The 18,574-nt window shown below is 50.2% G+C and carries 14 protein-coding genes and 2 pseudogenes; 10 read left to right on the plus strand and 6 right to left on the minus strand.

The annotated features are described in order from the left end of the window. Positions 1–13: 13 nt before the first annotated feature. Together ACZAHD_RS08675 and ACZAHD_RS08680 are read right to left on the minus strand one after the other, a co-directional pair. A complete protein-coding gene (locus ACZAHD_RS08675; protein ID WP_462456394.1) occupies positions 14–1,192 on the minus strand; it encodes an amino acid ABC transporter permease in 1,179 nt (392 codons plus the stop codon). Between the two features lie 70 nt (positions 1,193–1,262). After that, on the minus strand, positions 1,263–2,288 hold the full coding sequence (locus ACZAHD_RS08680; protein ID WP_462456395.1) for an amino acid ABC transporter substrate-binding protein: 1,026 nt from the start codon (positions 2,286–2,288) through the stop codon (positions 1,263–1,265). A gap of 556 nt (positions 2,289–2,844) precedes the next feature. On the opposite strand from ACZAHD_RS08680, the gene ACZAHD_RS08685 reads away from it, so the two are divergent. Next, on the plus strand, positions 2,845–3,333 hold the full coding sequence (locus ACZAHD_RS08685) for a DinB family protein (RefSeq protein WP_462456396.1): 489 nt from the start codon (positions 2,845–2,847) through the stop codon (positions 3,331–3,333). Between the two features lie 168 nt (positions 3,334–3,501). Here ACZAHD_RS08685 and ACZAHD_RS08690 read toward each other — a convergent pair. After that, positions 3,502–3,939, minus strand: a pseudogene (locus tag ACZAHD_RS08690) (IS3 family transposase); the annotation flags it as partial. 1,585 nt (positions 3,940–5,524) lie between these two features. Here ACZAHD_RS08690 and ACZAHD_RS08695 point away from each other — a divergent pair. Then, positions 5,525–8,194 carry an autotransporter outer membrane beta-barrel domain-containing protein gene (locus tag ACZAHD_RS08695; RefSeq protein WP_462456397.1) on the plus strand — a complete coding sequence of 890 codons (2,670 nt, stop codon included), beginning with the start codon at positions 5,525–5,527 and terminating at the stop codon, positions 8,192–8,194. Positions 8,195–8,407: 213 nt separating this feature from the next. Here ACZAHD_RS08695 and ACZAHD_RS08700 read toward each other — a convergent pair. Continuing rightward, positions 8,408–8,583 (minus strand): annotated as a pseudogene (locus ACZAHD_RS08700) (ISNCY family transposase); the annotation flags it as partial. Between the two features lie 160 nt (positions 8,584–8,743). Here ACZAHD_RS08700 and ACZAHD_RS08705 point away from each other — a divergent pair. The 8 genes from ACZAHD_RS08705 (at position 8,744) to ACZAHD_RS08740 (ending at position 15,134) form a co-directional block, all read left to right on the plus strand. Further along, positions 8,744–9,775, plus strand: coding sequence for a uroporphyrinogen decarboxylase family protein (locus ACZAHD_RS08705; protein WP_462456398.1), 1,032 nt, complete (start codon positions 8,744–8,746; stop codon positions 9,773–9,775). A 197-nt stretch (positions 9,776–9,972) separates the two neighbouring features. Further along, positions 9,973–10,713, plus strand: coding sequence for an amino acid ABC transporter ATP-binding protein (locus ACZAHD_RS08710; RefSeq protein ID WP_462456407.1), 741 nt, complete (start codon positions 9,973–9,975; stop codon positions 10,711–10,713). A 10-nt stretch (positions 10,714–10,723) separates the two neighbouring features. Then, on the plus strand, positions 10,724–11,422 hold the full coding sequence (locus ACZAHD_RS08715) for an ABC transporter permease subunit (protein ID WP_462456399.1): 699 nt from the start codon (positions 10,724–10,726) through the stop codon (positions 11,420–11,422). Positions 11,423–11,431: 9 nt separating this feature from the next. Continuing rightward, positions 11,432–12,187: an amino acid ABC transporter permease gene (locus ACZAHD_RS08720; protein WP_462456400.1), complete on the plus strand. Its 756-nt coding sequence runs from the start codon at positions 11,432–11,434 to the stop codon at positions 12,185–12,187. After that, the gene (locus ACZAHD_RS08725; protein ID WP_462456408.1) at positions 12,174–13,019 is read left to right on the plus strand and encodes a transporter substrate-binding domain-containing protein; all 846 of its coding nucleotides are present in this window, start codon (positions 12,174–12,176) and stop codon (positions 13,017–13,019) included. Before ACZAHD_RS08720 ends, ACZAHD_RS08725 begins: the two co-directional genes overlap by 14 nt. Positions 13,020–13,041: 22 nt before the next feature. Further along, on the plus strand, positions 13,042–13,566 hold the full coding sequence (locus ACZAHD_RS08730; RefSeq protein ID WP_462456401.1) for an L-2-amino-thiazoline-4-carboxylic acid hydrolase: 525 nt from the start codon (positions 13,042–13,044) through the stop codon (positions 13,564–13,566). Next, positions 13,563–14,315, plus strand: a complete 753-nt coding sequence (locus ACZAHD_RS08735; protein ID WP_462456402.1) for a VOC family protein — start codon at positions 13,563–13,565, stop codon at positions 14,313–14,315. Before ACZAHD_RS08730 ends, ACZAHD_RS08735 begins: the two co-directional genes overlap by 4 nt. 12 nt (positions 14,316–14,327) lie before the next feature. Further along, a complete protein-coding gene (locus tag ACZAHD_RS08740) occupies positions 14,328–15,134 on the plus strand; it encodes a pyrroline-5-carboxylate reductase family protein (protein ID WP_462456403.1) in 807 nt (268 codons plus the stop codon). A gap of 510 nt (positions 15,135–15,644) precedes the next feature. Here ACZAHD_RS08740 and ACZAHD_RS08745 read toward each other — a convergent pair. Together ACZAHD_RS08745 and ACZAHD_RS08750 are read right to left on the minus strand one after the other, a co-directional pair. Beyond that, on the minus strand, positions 15,645–18,023 hold the full coding sequence (locus ACZAHD_RS08745) for a CehA/McbA family metallohydrolase domain-containing protein (RefSeq protein WP_462456404.1): 2,379 nt from the start codon (positions 18,021–18,023) through the stop codon (positions 15,645–15,647). 79 nt (positions 18,024–18,102) lie between these two features. Beyond that, positions 18,103–18,574, minus strand: a 472-nt coding sequence (locus tag ACZAHD_RS08750) for an ABC transporter permease (protein ID WP_462456405.1), incomplete at its 5' end; no start/stop codon positions are given.

Below are 18,574 nucleotides of genomic sequence, written 5' to 3' on the forward strand. Positions count from 1 at the left end.
TCATTCCGTTCTCTTAACGCTCAACCAGCGCAATTTTGCGGTTGTAGAGGTTCATCAGCAGCGAAATAATCAGACTGATAATCAGGTACACCGCCATGGTAATGGCAATGGTTTCGATAGCCTGACCTGTCTGATTCAGCACCGTACCGGCAAACAGCGATACCATATCCGGGTAGCCGATCGCCGCCGCCAGTGAGGAGTTTTTCACAATATTGAGGTACTGACTGGTCAGTGGTGGAATGATGACCCGCATCGCCTGCGGGATGATCACCTGCCGCATCGTCACGGGATTCGGCAAACCCAGCGAACGGGCCGCTTCATTCTGTCCATGTGGAACTGACTCGATACCGGAACGAATGACTTCGGCTATAAATGAAGAGGTGTAGATCGACAGCGCCAGTGTCAACGACGCCAGTTCCGGTATCATGACGAATCCGCCACGGAAGTTAAATCCGCGCAGCTGTGGGATATCCCAGTGAGTGGCGGCACCAAACAGCATATGGGCGATCAGCGGGAAGAGAACGATCATCGCCGCGGCAATCGGCCATGTTCGCCGCAACTGGCCGGTTTTCAACTGATGTTGCCGGTTGTAATGCCGCAAACCGACGCTGCCAGCGATCGCCAGAACCAGGGCAATAACGAACGGCCAGCTGCCTGGTGCGTAGGTAGGCCAGGGGATGTACAGACCGCGGTTGCTGACAAATGCCAGGTCGAATGCGCTCAATGCTTCTCGCGGACCAGGTAAATTACGCAGCACGGCGAAATACCAGAAGAAAATTTGCAGCAGTGGCGGAATATTACGGAATGTTTCGATGTAGATGGTCGATAGCCTGCGCAGCAACCAGTTATCCGATAGCCGCGCGAGGCCGATGAAGAACCCGAGAACAGAAGCGAACACAATACACAGCGCGGAAACCAGCAGGGTGTTGGTTAACCCCACAAGGAAGACGCGAGCATAGGTATCACCTTCCGTATAATCAATCAGATGCTGGACGATACCGAAACCGGCGCTTCGCTCAAGAAAACCAAAACCGGAGGTAATACCGCGATTGGCCAGGTTGATCACCGTGTTGTGGATCAGATATCCCGCAATAGCAAACACGGCTACGATGGCAGCTATCTGGTAAAGCCAGGCGCGAACCGTAGGGTTACCGAAAGAAAAATCCCTTTTTACGGTTGGGCGTTGAGACATGTTGAAACCTCAATAAAAAAGCGCATTGGGTACCGCACCGCAGGGTGCGGTACCCGACTGGAAGGCAGAATTAACGTACCGGCGGTGCGTACTGGATGCCGCCCTGGTTCCAGAGCGCATTCTGTCCACGCGCGATTTTCAGAGCACTATCTTTACCGACGTTGCGGTCAAAGCTTTCCTGGTAGTTACCCACCTGTTTAATAATGTTGAACGCCCATTTATTGTCGAGTTTCAGGTCTTTGCCAAAGTCACCTTCAGCACCCAGCAGGTGAGCGATGTCCGGGTTAGACGGTTTTGCTGCCATCTGATCAACGTTTTTCGACGTAATGCCCATTTCTTCTGCGTTCAGCATGGCGTACAGCGACCATTTAACGATGGTGAACCAGTCGTCATCACCGCGGCGAACAACCGGGCCCAGCGGCTCTTTCGAAATCACTTCCGGCAGAACGATAAAGTCATCCGGTTTGCCCAGCTTAATACGCAGTGCATACAACTGAGACTGGTCGGAAGCCAGCGTATCGCAACGACCGCTGTCGAGGGCTTTCGCGGACTCATCAGAACGATCAAAGGTCACTGGCGTGTATTGCATTTTGTTGGCTTTGAAGTAATCGGCCACGTTCAGTTCAGTATCCGTCCCGGCCTGGATACATACGGTGGCGCCATCCAACTCTTTAGCACTTTTGAGGCCCGCTTTTTTATGGGTCAGGAAGCCAATGCCGTCATAGTAGTTAACCCCCGCGAACAAGAACCCCATCCCGCCATCGCGCGAAGAAGTCCAGGTCGTATTACGCGACAGAATATCCACTTCACCTGATTGCAGGGCGGTAAAACGTTCTTTTGCCGTCAGCGGGGTATATTTGACCTTACTGGCATCGCCAAACACTGCTGCTGCCGTCGCACGACAGATATCGACATCAATACCGGTGAATTTGCCGCTCGCATCGGCATAAGAGAAGCCCGGTAAACCATCACTGATACCGCACTGAACAAACCCTTTTTTCTTAATTGCATCCAGCGTCGTCCCCGCATGCGCTTGCTGCGCGACAGCGAACAGAGAAGCCGCGGCGACCAGGGTGGAGAACATTATTTTTTTCATAAAGCATCCTGTATGGAGATATCGTGTTGTTATGTGGTCGTGGTGCGCATTTAACCGTACGTTTCTTGCTGTGTCGGTTTGCCATGTCGGTAAAGGCAATTTTGATGCCATCTTTGTATATATTTGAAAAATATAGGAAGATTTCGCCTTCCTTAGAACTCACTAGAAAGTTACGGATATTATCGAGCACCAAAATGGAACAATAAGAGGCATTGCCGTCAAAAAGGGTGCAAGAGTTTCACAATAAGAAAGCAGGGGACAGAAGCAGAGTATAAACGGACGGTGTATCTCGGAGGTCGTCAAAGGAGAAGCGTTTGAGCGCGAGTTTATCGCAGGCCGGTGTCGGATCAAAATGAGTGCGGCGTTGCGGGTTGATTCGTAGCACATATCCAGCGAGGCCCGGTATCAGCCGGCGGACCACGGTGACGGTTTACAAGAGTTCAGTTGTCCGGGGGCGGTGGAGGTAAAATGGCCGCCAGGTACCAGGAGAGGAAGTAAGTATATTATCCACGTATGTTACTGATATAATGATTAAATGTAATGAAAGAGATGGCGTATGGGTACAGACAAGATAATAACGTTATTTAAATACAAACGCTGGATAGACATGGAAACTTTGCTCGCGATGAAAAGAATAGATGTCTCAGCGCATGCAGAAAGGCATCATCTGACGCTGAGATTGATGAATCATATACATGTGGTTGATATGATTTTCAGAGCTAACATGACCAGCCAAAAGCATTGCTACACGGCACTGAATACGCCAGAAACTCCGTCTGCTGATGAGCTTATGGTAAAGATGACCGAGTGTACAGACTGGTATATTCAACATGTCAATTCAATGAGTTCCGTTGACCTTTCAGAAACAATAAAATTCCTTTTTGTCGATGGCGGGTACGGAGAAATGAACGCGGCGGATATGCTTAATCATGTACTGTTTCACGGTACATACCATCGCGGCGCTGTAGGCTGGCTGCTTTCAGAAAGCGGGGTAACACCTCCTAAGGACGTGTTGACCGTTTTTCTCAGAGACCATAACCACTAGCAAGGCGGCCAAATCAGGGCCATGCCGATTTATAATCCGGTGGCCACGCCATGTTTCCGAGGCGCTTGTTGTTCGCAATAGCGCCCTGACCGGTTTCTGAGAGGCGCTCTTCAGTGGCGTAGGGAAGAACGGCGCCGTTAAGCCGAAGCTCTTTTGACCCTCCGGATAGTGCCTGGTATGCAAACCTTCACGATGCAGCAACGGCCATATGCGTCGGTAACCGAAACGTCTGCGCTTCAGTACCGGCTCAGTGATGCATCCCGATAAATGCGCATCAGTAGCCGGACGAGGTGCCACATAGCGGCAGGTTGTCAGAGACAACCTGCCAGCCTGCAGGCACGGCGTTACGACGGACCCGTCGCCTCGCACAGCAATACAACGGCTTCCCACTTGCGGTTGGTCGTCAAAACTTTCGGCCCACAGACTCCTGCGATACTTCTTTATTCAGCATGGCTTCAGCGATCAGCTTCTTGAGGCGGAGGTCTGTTCCTCGAGTGATTTAAATCTTTTAACTTCAGTTGCTTCCATGCAACCAAAGGTGGAAATGCTCGCTTCAGTTTGATGGCGAATACTGCTGATCTGTTCGTCGGAGCAGCGCTTCTTCACGCTGATACCCCCTGGTTGCTGATGAAGACGTGGCTAACATCGTGGGTTAATCAATGGCAGCAGATCAGGCAATTCATTGTTTCATAGCCTTAAAGAAATCGATTTCAAATCAAGTTCAAATCTACCCTTTTTGTTGCACATTTGAATTATTCGACTCAGCGTACGCTTATATTTTTTTAATTATATTGTTTTTTATCAATTAGTTATAATGGATTTTGACCTGGAATAGATATGAATCTATAAATCATTCTGATTGACTAACGATAAATGAGATTTTTTCATATCATATTGATATTTATGAATATGTTTTTTATATAGTGATCTGTGTCGCGATTGTACATTTTACTTTATGAAACCGATTTCTTTTGGCGGGATATCGATTTATATTGCTTAAGTATTAAGAATGAAGGTGTGTGTAAAATGATTAAGATTATGTTCTGTTGTGTTGCCGGTATGTCTACAAAAATGCTGGATATTTCTGTAGAAAAAGAAGGGGGGGTGAAATCAAAACTTTCAACATCGTCGGCGTTGATGGATAAATGCACAATTACTATGTGATTTTTCTCGGGTCACCGAACGAATATATACGCAATGATCTTTCGGTAAAGGGGACTCTTTGTGGCATGAAAGTTCAACCGAACAATATGATGAATGATTGCCGGATGCAGGGAGATAAAATTCTTGCTTTTACAAAATAACGACTAAATAAAATCAGTGTGCAACGATAGATGAACTCACATTGTCATATTTTAATTAGTATCATTGAAAAAAGGATTGCACCGTCAGGTGGTATCATCTTTTAGCAAAAAAATGTCCTGGCGATACGGAGTGGATTCATTGCCGCGTTACCCTTTACGATTGTTGGTGTTCATATTTTAACCCGTTTCAAGTGATGCTATTTTTCGATTTTCAAAGGAACGGGCTGAATTTTTTTGAAACTTATTGTGAGCAATGGATGCTAGCGTTTAATATCCGTACGGGGCGAATGACCAGATTGACTTCAGTAGGCATCGGGGCCAGTCCAGATAAACAGTACTCTTTAGCGCCTGTCGTTTCTGAACTGGGGTTTTTACCGCTTTAATTTTATCAGTAGACACGACAGTGCTATATCACAGGCTAAAAAAAGAAAGTTACGATAAAACTACCCGAGCACAACGCCTCTGAGGTAGCAAGATCGGTTGAAGTATTAATTCCAGTTATTGTTATTATGTGGATTTGCATCCGCTAAATGAGTTGTAGAAATACAGTGGTGATGCTCGCAAAAATTTTATGCTACAGCGTAGTAGGGATCGCTATTATCAGTCCCTGCCAGGGCAATCTTGTGCACAAATTCTCTGTGGGGAATACAGCGACATAAAAGCCACTGTTATGAACTGATTAAGTCTGGGGAATTATCTGTTAAGAAAGAAGATTTATCAATATTCATTATTTTTATCTTTTTGTTATATCAACCAACCCAAAGGCCAATTTGAGAGCAAATGGCGTTATTGAGACCAATGCATTCAGTCTGCCATGCCGCAACAACAACGAACTCAGCATTTGCAGGACCGTAGACCATAACAATCATACGAGAGTGGATGACCCTATGAAGCTTAACGCATTAACGAATTCTGTAAGACTTGCCCTTCTCTCCACGCCGGTCATTATAACCGGACTTATGACCTCTGCTGAGGCGGCGGATCCCTGTAGCTCAGCCGACTCGATGACCTATGTCTGCTCCGGGAGTGAAACAAATGGTATAGGCCTGAGCGGTTCATCACTGAATGTCTCGACAGCTCCCGGATTTGGTGTAGATACCAAGGATGCGAACGCTATCGGGCTGACCAATAGTGGCGGTGACCTGATATTTAAGGATGAGAATCAGTCGACTATTTTCGGTGGGGATATCGGGATTGCTGCCATTAATGATAATAGCAGCACGAACATGGTGATTAGCACCAATGGTCATGTCAATGGTGGGACCTACGCGATTTCTGCGCAAAATAATGGCGCCGGGGCAACCGCCATCACCACGACAGGCACGATCAACAGTGGAAACACAGGGATTAATGTCGTTAATGGCAGTAACACCACGGGATTAACAATTACCGCTGATACCGAGTTCGGCGTTGGGGGGGATGCGATTGATGCCACGAACAATGGCATCGGGGCAACCGTCATCACCACAACAGGCACGATCAACAGCGGAAATACCGGGATTAATGTCGTTAATGGCAGTAACACCACGGGATTAACGATTACCGCTGATACAGCGTTCGGCGTCGGGGCGGACGGGATTAATGCCACCAACAATGGCACCGGGGCGACGGCTATTACCACACCAGGCAATATCAGCAGCGGCAGACACGGGATTTATGCCAATAATGATACCGCTGCCACGGACATCACGATTAACAGCAGTGGCAATATCGGTGTCGGAGGCGACGGGATTAATACCACGAATAATGGCACCGGGATGACTAGCATCACCACATCAGGCACTGTCTCCGGAGGACATGGGATTTATGCCGTTAATGGCAGTAACGCCACGGATATGACGATTAAAGTCAGTGGTGATATCTCAAGCTGGATTGACGGAATTTATGCTGAGAACAATGGCGACGGGGAAACCTCTATCACCAATACCGGCAAGATTGAAGGTCCCTCCTATGGCTATGCCATTGTGACTAAAGGCAGAACCAGCACCATCAACAATGCCGACCGTATTAACGGCAAAATTCAGCTTGGAGACGAAGGAAATACCTTCACCAATGCCGTCGGCGCTACCTGGGACATGTCAGGCGACACAAGTGATTTCGGTGCAGGTGCTAACGCCCTTGTTAACACGGGTACCCTGATTACTGCCAACAGCGCTTCCAGTGACGGTGTGCAGACCACCACACTTAACAATGTCGGCACGCTCACTAACTCCGGTATTCTGACCATGGCGAACGAACGCGCTGGCGATACCACGGTGATTAACGGCAACTACATTGGCAATGGCGGCACGCTGATCTTTGATACCGTACTGGGTGGCGACAACTCTGTAACGGATAAGCTGATCATTAACGGTAATACCTCCGGTACCTCTTCTGTCCTGTTTAATAATATCGGCGGCAGCGGAGCACAGACCCTGAATGGTATTGAGATTATTTCGGTCAATGGTCAATCCGACGGCGTCTTTATCCAGAATGGGCGTATTGCAGCCGGGGCCTACGATTACTCATTGGTGCGTGGTAAGGGCAGCAACTCCAGCAACTGGTACCTGAACAGTTGGCAAGATCAGGGTGATACGGCCCAGACGTTGCGTCCGGAATCGGGTGCTTATGCTGCCAATTTAGCGGCAGCTAACAACTTGTTCACCACTCGTCTTCACGACCTTATCGGGGAAACTCAATATATCGACGCCCTGACTGGCGAGAAGAAAATGACCAGCATGTGGATACGTAATGAAGGAGGTCATAACCGTTCACGGGACAGCAGCGGTCAATTGAAAACGCAAGATAACCGCTACGTCCTGCAGGTCGGCGGGGATATTGCCCAGTGGAGCACGAATGGTGATGACCGTTACCATTTCGGTGTGATGGCAGGCTATGCGAACAGCAAAAGCAAAACAGTATCGAATGCCAATGGCTACCGTGCCGATGGCTCGGTCAATGGCTACAGTACAGGCGTATACGGTACCTGGTATGCCAACAATGCGGACAAGATTGGGGCGTATGTAGGCACCTGGGCACAGTACAACTGGTTTAAAAACCGGGTGAATGGTGAGGGGATGAACGGTGAGGCCTATGACTCGCAGGGTTTCACCGCGGCAGTGGAAAGCGGTTATACCTTCCGTTTGGGTCAGACTGAAGACGGACTACAGTCGTACTTCATCCAGCCTAAAGCCATGGTTACCTGGATGGGCGTGAAGGCAGATAAACACACAGAGTTAAACGGTACAGAAGTATCCGGAGAAGGGGATGGTAATGTCCAGACCAGCCTGGGTACGAAAACGTACATCAGCAGCAATAGCAAAATCGAGGATGGTAAGGGAAGCAATTTCCAGCCGTTCGCGGAAGTGAACTGGCTACATAACACACATGACTTTGCCAGTCGTATGGATGGTGTAGTGGTGAAACAGGATGGTACGAAGAACATTGCTGAGTTGAAAGTGGGAGTAGAAGGTCAGCTCAATAAGCAGTTTGGTCTTTGGGGTAATGTAGCCCAGCAGCTTGGTGACAAGGGTTACAGCGATACATCAGCGACGCTGGGTGGAAAGTACACTTTTTGATAGTACTGAAGGAGAATAACAGGAAGGATTCTGTATCGTAAAAGCAGGAGAGGGCGCATTACCGGTTAAGGCTGGCTCTGAACTCTTACGGGTTAACCAGCACGGGATTAATGGCCCTCAATTGCTCCTGAATTCTGGCCTGGCAGGCCTAAAGTCACTTTATCGTCTCCACTGCAGGTCCCAGCCGCTTATTATCAACAATCGCTCCCTGGCCCTGCTGTTGATCCTGAAGACGCGGGCGTTGTCGCTGTAGAACGCCAGAGGCTTACCGTGCCGTTCCAGATAGCCGCGTGTGGTTTTAAAACAGGTGAATGTTGATGTGGACTGACGAACAGGAGCGGCATCAGTCGGCTGGTTGCATCATCGACATAAACGCGCAACGTGCAGGCCGCCAGCATTGCGCGGCGTACTGAAATAACACCTTAATATCACTTGTAACATTCGATTATCTCGCGCACTTTTTACGCATAATCTAAGCCGTTTTAATTGTTTGTCTGGGGGCAAAACGTGCGTAAAAAATAGAGCTCCTTCTAAAACTGGAGCAATTCCATGAGCGCAACCTCACGCATCAAAGCCCTGCTTGCCGGGGAACAACTTTCCCGGCCTGCGATTGCTGGTTGGTTCCATCTGCCGCTGGTCGATCGCGATCCCGAAGCCTTTATTCAGGAAACCATCCGTTTGACGGATGAATACCAGTGGGATTTCGTCAAAGTCATGTCCAATGGTCACTATCTGGCCGAGGCTTATGGTGCGGCGATTCAGTTTCCGGACGATCCTACTCAGTGGTCCGGTGTTTTCCGCCGCTATCCCATTACCGGTGTCCAGGAGCTGGCCACACTTCCCGTTCTTGAGAGGGACAATCCCGTTTTAGCCAGAGAGATCGCCATTGTTCGAGGATTGGTGAATCACTATCGGGGTGATGTCCCGGTCATTGCGACGTTGTTTACGCCGTTGACCTGGCTGCAGGAGTTGACGCAGTCAACCCGGCCAGAGCCGATTTTGGGCCTTTTGCGCCAGCATCCGGAGGCCGTGCGTCACGCGCTGGACGCCGTATTGCAAACCAACCTCAATTTTCTTGATGCGCTGCTGGATGTGGGCATTGATGGCATCTTTCTTGCCACCCAGTTTGCCCGTAGCGATCTGCTGAGCGCAGAGGAGTTTCACTTCTTCTGCCGTCCGTATGACGAAGCGCTGCTCAATCACGTGAAAGACAAAGCCTGGTTCAACATTCTGCACATTCATGGTCAACATCATCTGCTTTTTGAGCCGTACCTGAATTACCCGGTGCAGGCGTTTAGCTGGGAAAACGTGCCCCATGGTGTACCCGATGAACAGCGTACACGCGTCGCGGATCTCCACGCCCGCACCGACAAAGTTCTGATCGCCGGCATCGATCAGCACCAGGACTTTTATGTTGCGGGTGGCAACAGGGAGGCGGTGAAAGCGCGGCTGGAGCAACGTTTAACGCAGTTGCGCGAGGAGAGTGGCGATCGGCGAATCATTTTTGCCCCTGGATGTGCCTTACCGCTCGATAGCGATCGTCGTTTATTCCGTTTGTTCGCCGAGATCGCTCTTACCTAACCATTACGCTAATTTTCTCTGGTTGTTACATTCTTCTGACAGTTTTGCGAACATTTATTAACTTTCATTTTTTTTAACTTTGAATATGTTTTTTTGTTGTTTGTCTTTGCCGAACTGGCGGGAATATAGTTCCTGTTAACAGATAAATCCCGTCATTGTTCATTAATCAGAAGTCCGTTCGCTGCGAAAATATAATGATGATTACGATTGAGAAGGTAAGTAAGAGTTTTACTGGTGAAAAAATATTAAACGATGTCTCCCTTTCCATTGCTCCGGGAGAGATTATCTGCATTATTGGTCCGAGTGGCTCGGGAAAAACGACGCTATTACGCACGCTGAATTTTCTGGAGCCCGCCGACAGCGGACAAATAAAAATCGACGATGCTATCGTCGATTGCGCCAGGGCCGGAAAAAAAGAGATTGAAAAAATACGTTCAAAAACAGCGATGGTTTTTCAGTCCTGGAATCTCTTTCACAATCTTACCGCGCTGCAAAATATCACCGAAGGGTTGATTTATGCACAAAAGCGCTCGCGTCAGGAGGCGGTGGCGATAGCCGAGAAACTGCTAAAGCAGGTCGGGCTGCTGCATAAAAAAGACCATTATCCGAACAGTCTTTCCGGTGGGCAGAAACAGCGTGTTGGTATTGCCCGCGCGCTGGCGATTAACCCGGTCGTGCTGTTACTTGATGAGCCCACATCGGCGCTGGATCCAGAGAAAGTCGGCGAAGTCCTGTCGCTGATACAGGAGATTGCCGCTAACGGGCAAACGATGATCATCGTCACCCATGAAATGGATTTTGCCCGCCAGGTTGCCTCCAGGGTGGTGTTTATGGAAAACGGCGAGATTGTTGAACAGGGGCCACCGGAGCAGATTTTTGGCGCGGCATTGCACAAGCGGACACAGGCGTTTCTTGCCCGATTACGTTTTCACGCCTGAGGCTGACACCATGAATCCACAACCGTTATTGAGTCTTGATGATCTGCTCTTCATTGTACCGAAATTACTGGAAAACCTGTCGGTTACGCTGGGTATTACGCTTGCTTCTTTGTTGCTGGGTCTGGCACTTGGCCTGCTGGCGGCGGTCTTGCAATTTAGCCGCTCGTTGCTATTAAGGTGGTTGGCAAAAACCTACACCGATGTGCTGCGCGGCGCGCCGCTGGCTCTGTTAATCCTGCTTTTTTTCTTCGGCGGCAAGCTGATTCTTTCGGTGCTGGAATTACCCGCCACGCTGATTAGTGATACCACCTTTGCCATATTGTCGATTTCCGTTGGCATTAGCCCCTATTTTGCAGAAATGATGCGATCGGCATGGCATGCTGTGGATGTTGGACAGAAAGAGGCGCTAAGCAGCCTGAATATTCCCTGGTACGTTGGGTTTCTGCACGTTCTTTTCCCGCAAGGGCTTATTATTGCCATTCCAAACTTCGGTAATCTTTTAATCAATCTCGTTAAAATGACTTCATTGGTTAACATTATTGGCATTGTTGATGTCTTTGGGCGGGCACAGAAAATATCGCAAAACAGTTACGGCGCAAAGCAGGTTGCAGCATTTATTAGCGTTATCCTTATTTACTGGTTGCTTAATATTATTATCTTTTATCTCACTAGCCGTATTGAGAAAAAGTATCAATATTTACTGGAGTAAAAGAAGAATATGTTTAGCATCGATTTTATCCGGGATAATTTCACCTTTATATTAAGTGCGCTACCGATAACGTTGCTGATCACTGTGTTATCGTTAATTTTCTCGACGTTATTCGGTGGCGTTCTGGCCTGGGTGAACATTCGCAATGTGCCTTATGTGAAATATCTGGTCAGGGTGTTTATCTCTTTCGGACGCTCCGTACCCATGTTGGTGATGCTCTATTTTGTCTTTTATGTCTGGCCGTGGATTGCCAGCGGGCTTTTCGGCGGGCCCCAGGACACGCCCTTCAGTTACAAGCTCTCACCCCTGGTTGCGGCAGTGGCCGCCTTTTCTGTGGTGTTCAGTGCCTATTTCGCAGAGACGTTTCGTTCCGCGTGGAATGCCGTAGAAAAAGGACAAAGAGAAGCCGCATGGTCGATAGGGCTGACCGGTTTTACCCAGTTTCGCCGCATCATTTTTCCGCAGGCAGCGGTTTCCGCTTTGCCCAACTATACCAGCGTCCTGATTGATCTGATCAAAGATACGTCGCTGGTTTATACCATTACCGTGGTCGATGTGATGGCAAAAGCGAATATAGCTGCGGCGCGTGGTTTTCATTATGTCGAGGCCTATTGCATGGTCCTGATTATTTATATTGCGCTCTGTCTGGTGCTTACCCGGATATTGCGACATATCGAGGTGTATCTCAGTAGCCGGTGGAAAAGCCATGCACAAAAAATGGTTCCACCTCACTCATTTTGGGGAGATAAATATGTTCAAAAATAAGGTGTTGTTGGTGGGTTTGCTGCTGTTGGCAATGAATGTGACGGTAGCACAAGCGGTCGAAAAAAGCCCCAATGCAGAAACTGTTGAAGTGGTGGTGAATGCGAACGGATTTCCGTTTAGCTTTGTAGACGATAATAATAATATTACCGGTTACGACGGTGAGTTATTAAAAATCATTGATCAGAAGCTTACCAATTATAAATTCCATTTTAATGCAGTCTCCCGTGATGCGATGATCGTCGGCTTGTCCACCGGTGCTTATACTCTGGCGGCCGATCATTTTTATCTGACGAAAGAGCGTGCGGCACAATATGCATACTCAGGTCAGCCTTCGGGGATTAGCGACCTGCGTTTAATTGTGCGTAACAATGAAAACGATATTCATTCTCTGGCCGATCTGGCGAGCGGCAAGAAGAAGCTGGTACCGATTCATACGTCCGATGCGCGCTACACCGTTATTGATAACTACAACAAGAAACATCCTGACCATCAAATTAATCTGCAACCGAACGGCGAGCAGTCTGCCGCGGACATTTTCAAAGCCGTTGCTTCCGGAGAGTATGATGCGGCTATCTATCCGATTGGCGCATTACTGGCGTTAAACAAAGCCCTTAATCTCAATCTGAAAGCATCCGAATCTGTCGGTTTGTTTCCGAATGTCTATTTATACAAAAAGAATGCTGACCCTAAACTGATCAAAGCCATCGACAACGAGCTTGCCGCCCTCAAAAAGGACGGCACACTCGCTGCGCTGTCCCGTAAGTGGTATGACGAGGACGTTTACGGTCTGCCGGGTGCGGAAAACGTCAAAGTGAACACGGACTGGGAATAATCATTCAAGGGAGTGCTGTCTGATGAGTACAAAACAGCCCGCTTCGGCGCATAACGCGCCGACCCTGGACGACGAGGTGACCCTGGCGCTGCGTGCGATCACCGAAAAACGCGCGGCCACTCTTGGCTATTTGCTTGATGAGTCCCGAAAACGCAATCAGCCTGACGATTATGCGCGTGACGCCATCCGCCGTTATGGCCTTGATATCGGACGTTCCGTGCGCGCGAAGATGCGCGATGGTCATGATCTGCAGGAATTTTCCGCCGTGTTTACCCGTGGGCTGGAATCACAGGTTTACGAAATGGAGACCGTTGCGGCCAGCCCGTCAGAATTTATTGTGTTGTTCCATTATTGCCCTTACGTCAATTGCTGGCGTCAACAGGGACGTGATGCCCGGCAGATTGAGACGCTGTGTGATATCTGCATGGAAGGGGATCATGCGTTAACCGATGCGCTTGAGGGCGTGCGGCTAGTGGTTGAGGCATCGCTGGCGCGGGGGGATGCTGCCTGCCGCCTGCGTTTCTACCCGTTTCAGGAGGCTCAATGACAATATTAAAGTGGGATCACGCCGTTCAGTTTGTGAACCAACCGGATGAGGCGATGGCAACCTTTGCCGGGCAGAGGCTCAACGCGTTTGCCGGTGGGCGCCACCCTGGCTGGGGAACCTGGAATGCGCTCAGTTATTTCGGGCTGACCTACATCGAATTTCTCGCTATCTATGACCATGCTGAATTGGCTTCGGCGCAGGCCGATTTTTTGCTCTCCCATGATGCGGCACAACTCTTGCCCGAAGACCAAGTGCTGCACCGGGTCGCGTTGCGCACGGATGATATTGAACAGACGCATGCAGAGTTGCGCAGCAAGGGGTTACAGGTCTCGCCCGTTTTCAACGGCCAGCGCAACGATCCGCAAGGGAACGTGATTAGCTGGCGTATTTTTACCATTGGCGGGGATTTTAACGGTCTGCCGTATCCCTTTGTTCTGCAATGGGGGGAAGACGATAACGCACGGCTAACGCGGCTACGCGCGCAGGGGCTCGACAGGCCGCATCCGGCAGGTGAGGTGACATTAGAAAGCGCCATTTTTGACGTGCAAGATCCGCAGGCCGCGCGCGAACACTGGCACGCGTTGTTCGGTTTTACTGAACTGCCTGAAGGTCTGGCGGTAGGACAACAGCGCTTTATCTTTCGTCAAGGGGAGGCCAATCGATTCGTCGAACTGGTCTTTAACGTCTCTGACCCGTCGCTGAAAGGCCAACGTTTTCGCGTGGGGAGAGGTGAATATCGTTTTCAATAGGAGTTGCCGCTGATGGCAAATGTACATTTTATTGGTGCCGGACAAATGGCGGAAGCCATTATCCGCGCTTCACTGGCGGCGGGAAAGCTGCGCGCAGAAGAGATTTCGCTGGAGGATATCGATCCTGACCGTATCGCACTGCTCACTGAACGCTATGGTCTGGCCAAGAAACCGCAGAGTGAGTCTGTTCTGCGTGAAGCCTCGCTGGTCGTTCTGGGGATCCGCCCGCAGGATGATTTAGAGGGGGTAGCAGCACGTATTCAGCCTCATCTTTCTGCCGGAACGACGGTGGTTTCCCTGATTGCGGGGGTGACGTTGCTCAAACTGGAAGCGGCGCTGGGGACGGGAAAACCTATTGCCCGCGTTATTCCTAATACGCTCACCGACACCGGTTTTGGCTATAGTGGCGTGGTACTGAATGCACAGGCGACCCCTGAACAGGTGACGCCTTTTCTGACCGGCTTTGGCAAAGTGCTCTATCTGCCAGAACGGCTACTCGATATCTTCACTGGTTTTGGCGTCGCCGGGCCGAACTACATTTATTACTTTATCGAGTCGCTGACCGATGCGGGAGTACTGGCAGGCTTGTCGCGTGCGCAGGCAAGCGAGGTGGTGCTGGAAAATCTGCAGGGGGCGGTCGAGATGTTGCGACTGAGCCAGAAACATCCGAGGCAGCTTCTGAATATCAACAATTCGCCGGCAGGGGTAGGGATTCATGGTTTATATGAACTTAATAACAGCGATTTCGCTGCGGGTCTGCAACGCAGCGTGCTGGCGGCAGTTAAACGGACCCGTGAGTTGGGTGAAATACATTCATAAACAGGAGCACAATATCACCGACAATAAATGGGTGTTGTGTTACAGATATCCCTATTTCCACTTGCTGAAAATAAGGGCGATATTTTACATTGCGTCCCATTAATATTGTCAGAAGCTGCTGTATCACTTGAAAAAGCGATCTTTTCCTGATGATTCACTACAAATATTGCGTGCGCATCAATTCTGTTTTGGCGTATTTTTAACTGAGGATTAATGCCCTCGGATGTACTGTTGTCTTCGGCATAACGCCGGATTCAGTATCCGCGCCATTGTGTGTGAGGTTAGTGCCACCCGGCAAATATTCTCCGGGTTAAGACGGGAAGCCATCATCCTGAGCCCAGGTTTCCAGCGTTGACTGGTCTCAGGACGTGAAGCGGACGATACAAACGCAATGCTCAGTTGCTGACAAATTGCAGATTATTAAAAAACCGCTCAATTTTTCATGAGCGGTTAATACGTTAAATTATCAGGGTTGCACAACGCTGGAGTCACACTGTGACAACGACGATTTTAGCGCGTCAGGAACAGTGCCGACGTCCAGATACGTGACTGATCCTTTTGGCGAGCGCTGATAAACAGAGCGTGTTCCTTCTTATCCGCCAGCGGGAGATCTTTAAGTGCTATCGAGCTTGACACATCGCGCGGCAATGCCTCCTCGGTCACCACTTCAATCTCTACCTGCAACTCGGTTCCCGGTAGATTAAAGGTGATTTTGCCTTTCTCCAGCAGCGCTGTACCCGACACTTCAGTGCTGAAATTTGGTGCATATTCATGCGGTTGAGCCTGACGAACATCGCCCACTTTAATATAGCTGTTAATATCCAGCTGCAAGCGCAAAGTGGCGTCCTTCAACGCGCCGGTCGTCACGTTGATAGTGTCACTGTCGCCATTGGTGTCAGTTCGCAGAGCAATTTTAGTGTGGCTTTCTCGCCAGACCGTTTGCTCGGGATGATCGGCACCGCTCAATTGGAAATGATTAATCGGCGTGCCTGAAACCTCAATGCTGCCCTGCCAGTAGGCTCCCCGGTAGCGATCCTTGATGCGCGCGCCGCTTAAACGTACGCGGAACTGGCGAGCCGAGCGGCCTTTTTCCGCGTGCAGATCGCGCTGCCAAAGCTGTTTTTCTCCATCATATAAAGTGATTAATTCCCAACCCGCATCGCCCAACAGACGATAGTACAGCACACCGTCAGCACCGTAGGTGGCAACGTCGCCCATTAATATATTGCTTTGCGCAGCGTCGCTATAATGCAGTGCGGCATAACTGCGCTCACCGGTAGTTGCAAAAGTATGGCGCGCGCGCAAGGCTTCAGCGACACCCTTGCGGTTGAAATTGTCAGCTAATACCCCCGTCAGGCCGCCGCGAGAACCAAATACCGCCGTAGCCGGAACGCCGCCGCCGCAGCGTCCCTGGTGCTCGTCACTGTTCGCCGATGCGCCCAGACGGTAGCCGCGTTCCAGCGCTTCGGCGTAAACCCAATGGAATTGTCCCCATGCCGAACCGACCTCAATAAGTCTTTCGAGATCCGGATGGTGCCAGTCGAGATTACAGCGACGACCGCCAACGTGAGGGATCAACAGATGCTTGTGCGGCTCACGCGCATAGGCTGCATAAAGTTCATCCAGCGGCCAGGCGCCCGGTTTAATCGTTCCGGCGGTAAATTCGTTCCATTCAAACGAACGAACTAATCGCCCCTGATTATCGAAAGGGAATTGCGGTTCCTCGTCTTCGAGAAATACCACGTTGTGATCGCCACCGGCACAGGTGTTGCCACACCATTCGGTGCCGGAATAACAGACAAAAGAATCCGCCTGATTCAGCTCATTGATCAGTTTTACTGCCTGCCTCCATCGCGCTTCTGTGACGTTAAAATCATTGGCGGTATAGCCAAGGATGTCCAGCCCGGCGACGTCTCTGCCGTAACTCAGATTGTACAGCGTATCGTTGGTGCCGACGGTATCGTCAGAGTGCACGTGCAAATCGGCATACAGCGGGCGCAGGCCGGTCGGTGTGGATTCGACATTGATCCAACCGCGGCCTCTCAGTTGTGGATGCTGCTGTAATGAGACCTCAAGTTGCCATTCGCCTTCTGGCAGGTAGATATCGCTTAAACGAGCAATCGCCCAGCCCTGTTCCGCCAGAGTAAAATCCTGGGTTTTCACTTCGCCATGTTGTGAGGTTAGCGTCAGGGTTCCCGGCTGGGGCAAATTACGGCAGGTGTTGCCCCAGATATCATCAAGTCGCACGATGGCATCAAACGGCACTTCGGGCGCAATTAAACGCGGGGCGATGACGGACAGGCTGGCCGGCGCGCCCGGTATCACATTTAGCAAAACGTCGCCCGGCACTTCGGCAAATTTTGAGCTGCCCAGCGGGTCAACAAACAGGCGGAACTGGAAATTCTTCTCGACAAAGCTCTGCACGCGCGTGCCGCCACCGCCGTGGCGACGATCGCCAAGGCGGATAATAATCTGATCGCCGGGGTTGAGATAACCATCGACAATATCAATAAGGATCGCTTTCTGAAACGGACGCTCGTGGCCTTTTTGATCGAATCGCACCTTAAGATGCTGCACCGTCGCTGGGCTTTGCCCCGGAAGAAGAGGCCCTGCCTGATACTCGGCGCTGACGAAATTCGCCGCTGACGGTTCAGACGTCTGGAACAGCGCCCAGTCCGAGTAAAATTTAAACGCCGCTTTCAGCCAGGCGCCATCGGCTAATCCGCTGGCCCCGACGGTATATACCAGTTGAATCTCTTCCCAGGCTCCAGCGGTTATGGTGTGATGTGAACAGTTTACGCTGCCAAGAAAAGGACGTGCCTTATTTTGTTCGTACAGGCCTTGCGGCGCGATATAATAACCCGCGTCGCGGATATCGAATTGGCTCACAGTTCACCTCAGTGTTTCAAATCAGGGGTTCAAATCGGTTAATCGTTTATTTAGTTTTTTAATCGCCACTCTTCGATGACTAATGGCTACGCCAGCTCTGGTAATGCTGCTGAATGCGGCGGAACACCAGATTTTCCATTAGCCAGGCAACCAGCCCAATCAGGCAGATCCCCAGTAATACCTGGCTGCTGTTGCCGGTTTGCCCACCGGTTGCCACCATCCAGCCAATACCCCGCGAAGCACCAAGCATTTCTGCTGCCACCAGTGCACGCCATGCCTGACTAAACCCAATACGCAGCGCGGCGGTGATAAAAGGCAGCGAACTCGGCAAATAAATATGCATCAGCAGTTGGCAATGGTTAGCGCCCAGCGTCCGCGCGGCGCGGACTTCGCCACCACGGATCCCCAAAATGCCCTCTTGAATAGTGATGCTCATTGGAAACAGCGCGGCGATGAATATCACCACCACAATCGACGCAAAACCCAGGCCGAAAATCAGCAGCATCAGCGGTGCCCAGGCAATTGGCGGGATAGCCATAAACAGGCTGTTC

It is taken from the genome of Raoultella sp. (assembly GCF_039594335.1).
Lineage (GTDB): Bacteria > Pseudomonadota > Gammaproteobacteria > Enterobacterales > Enterobacteriaceae > Klebsiella.

Coding starts and splice junctions, on each gene's coding strand:
- ACZAHD_RS08675 (WP_462456394.1), bottom strand. CDS start 1,192: ATGTCTCAACGCCCAACCGTAAAAAGGGATTTTTCTTTCGGTAACCCT.
- ACZAHD_RS08680 (WP_462456395.1), bottom strand. CDS start 2,288: ATGAAAAAAATAATGTTCTCCACCCTGGTCGCCGCGGCTTCTCTGTTC.
- ACZAHD_RS08685 (WP_462456396.1), top strand. CDS start 2,845: ATGGGTACAGACAAGATAATAACGTTATTTAAATACAAACGCTGGATA.
- ACZAHD_RS08695 (WP_462456397.1), top strand. CDS start 5,525: ATGAAGCTTAACGCATTAACGAATTCTGTAAGACTTGCCCTTCTCTCC.
- ACZAHD_RS08705 (WP_462456398.1), top strand. CDS start 8,744: ATGAGCGCAACCTCACGCATCAAAGCCCTGCTTGCCGGGGAACAACTT.
- ACZAHD_RS08710 (WP_462456407.1), top strand. CDS start 9,973: ATGATTACGATTGAGAAGGTAAGTAAGAGTTTTACTGGTGAAAAAATA.
- ACZAHD_RS08715 (WP_462456399.1), top strand. CDS start 10,724: ATGAATCCACAACCGTTATTGAGTCTTGATGATCTGCTCTTCATTGTA.
- ACZAHD_RS08720 (WP_462456400.1), top strand. CDS start 11,432: ATGTTTAGCATCGATTTTATCCGGGATAATTTCACCTTTATATTAAGT.
- ACZAHD_RS08725 (WP_462456408.1), top strand. CDS start 12,174: ATGTTCAAAAATAAGGTGTTGTTGGTGGGTTTGCTGCTGTTGGCAATG.
- ACZAHD_RS08730 (WP_462456401.1), top strand. CDS start 13,042: ATGAGTACAAAACAGCCCGCTTCGGCGCATAACGCGCCGACCCTGGAC.
- ACZAHD_RS08735 (WP_462456402.1), top strand. CDS start 13,563: ATGACAATATTAAAGTGGGATCACGCCGTTCAGTTTGTGAACCAACCG.
- ACZAHD_RS08740 (WP_462456403.1), top strand. CDS start 14,328: ATGGCAAATGTACATTTTATTGGTGCCGGACAAATGGCGGAAGCCATT.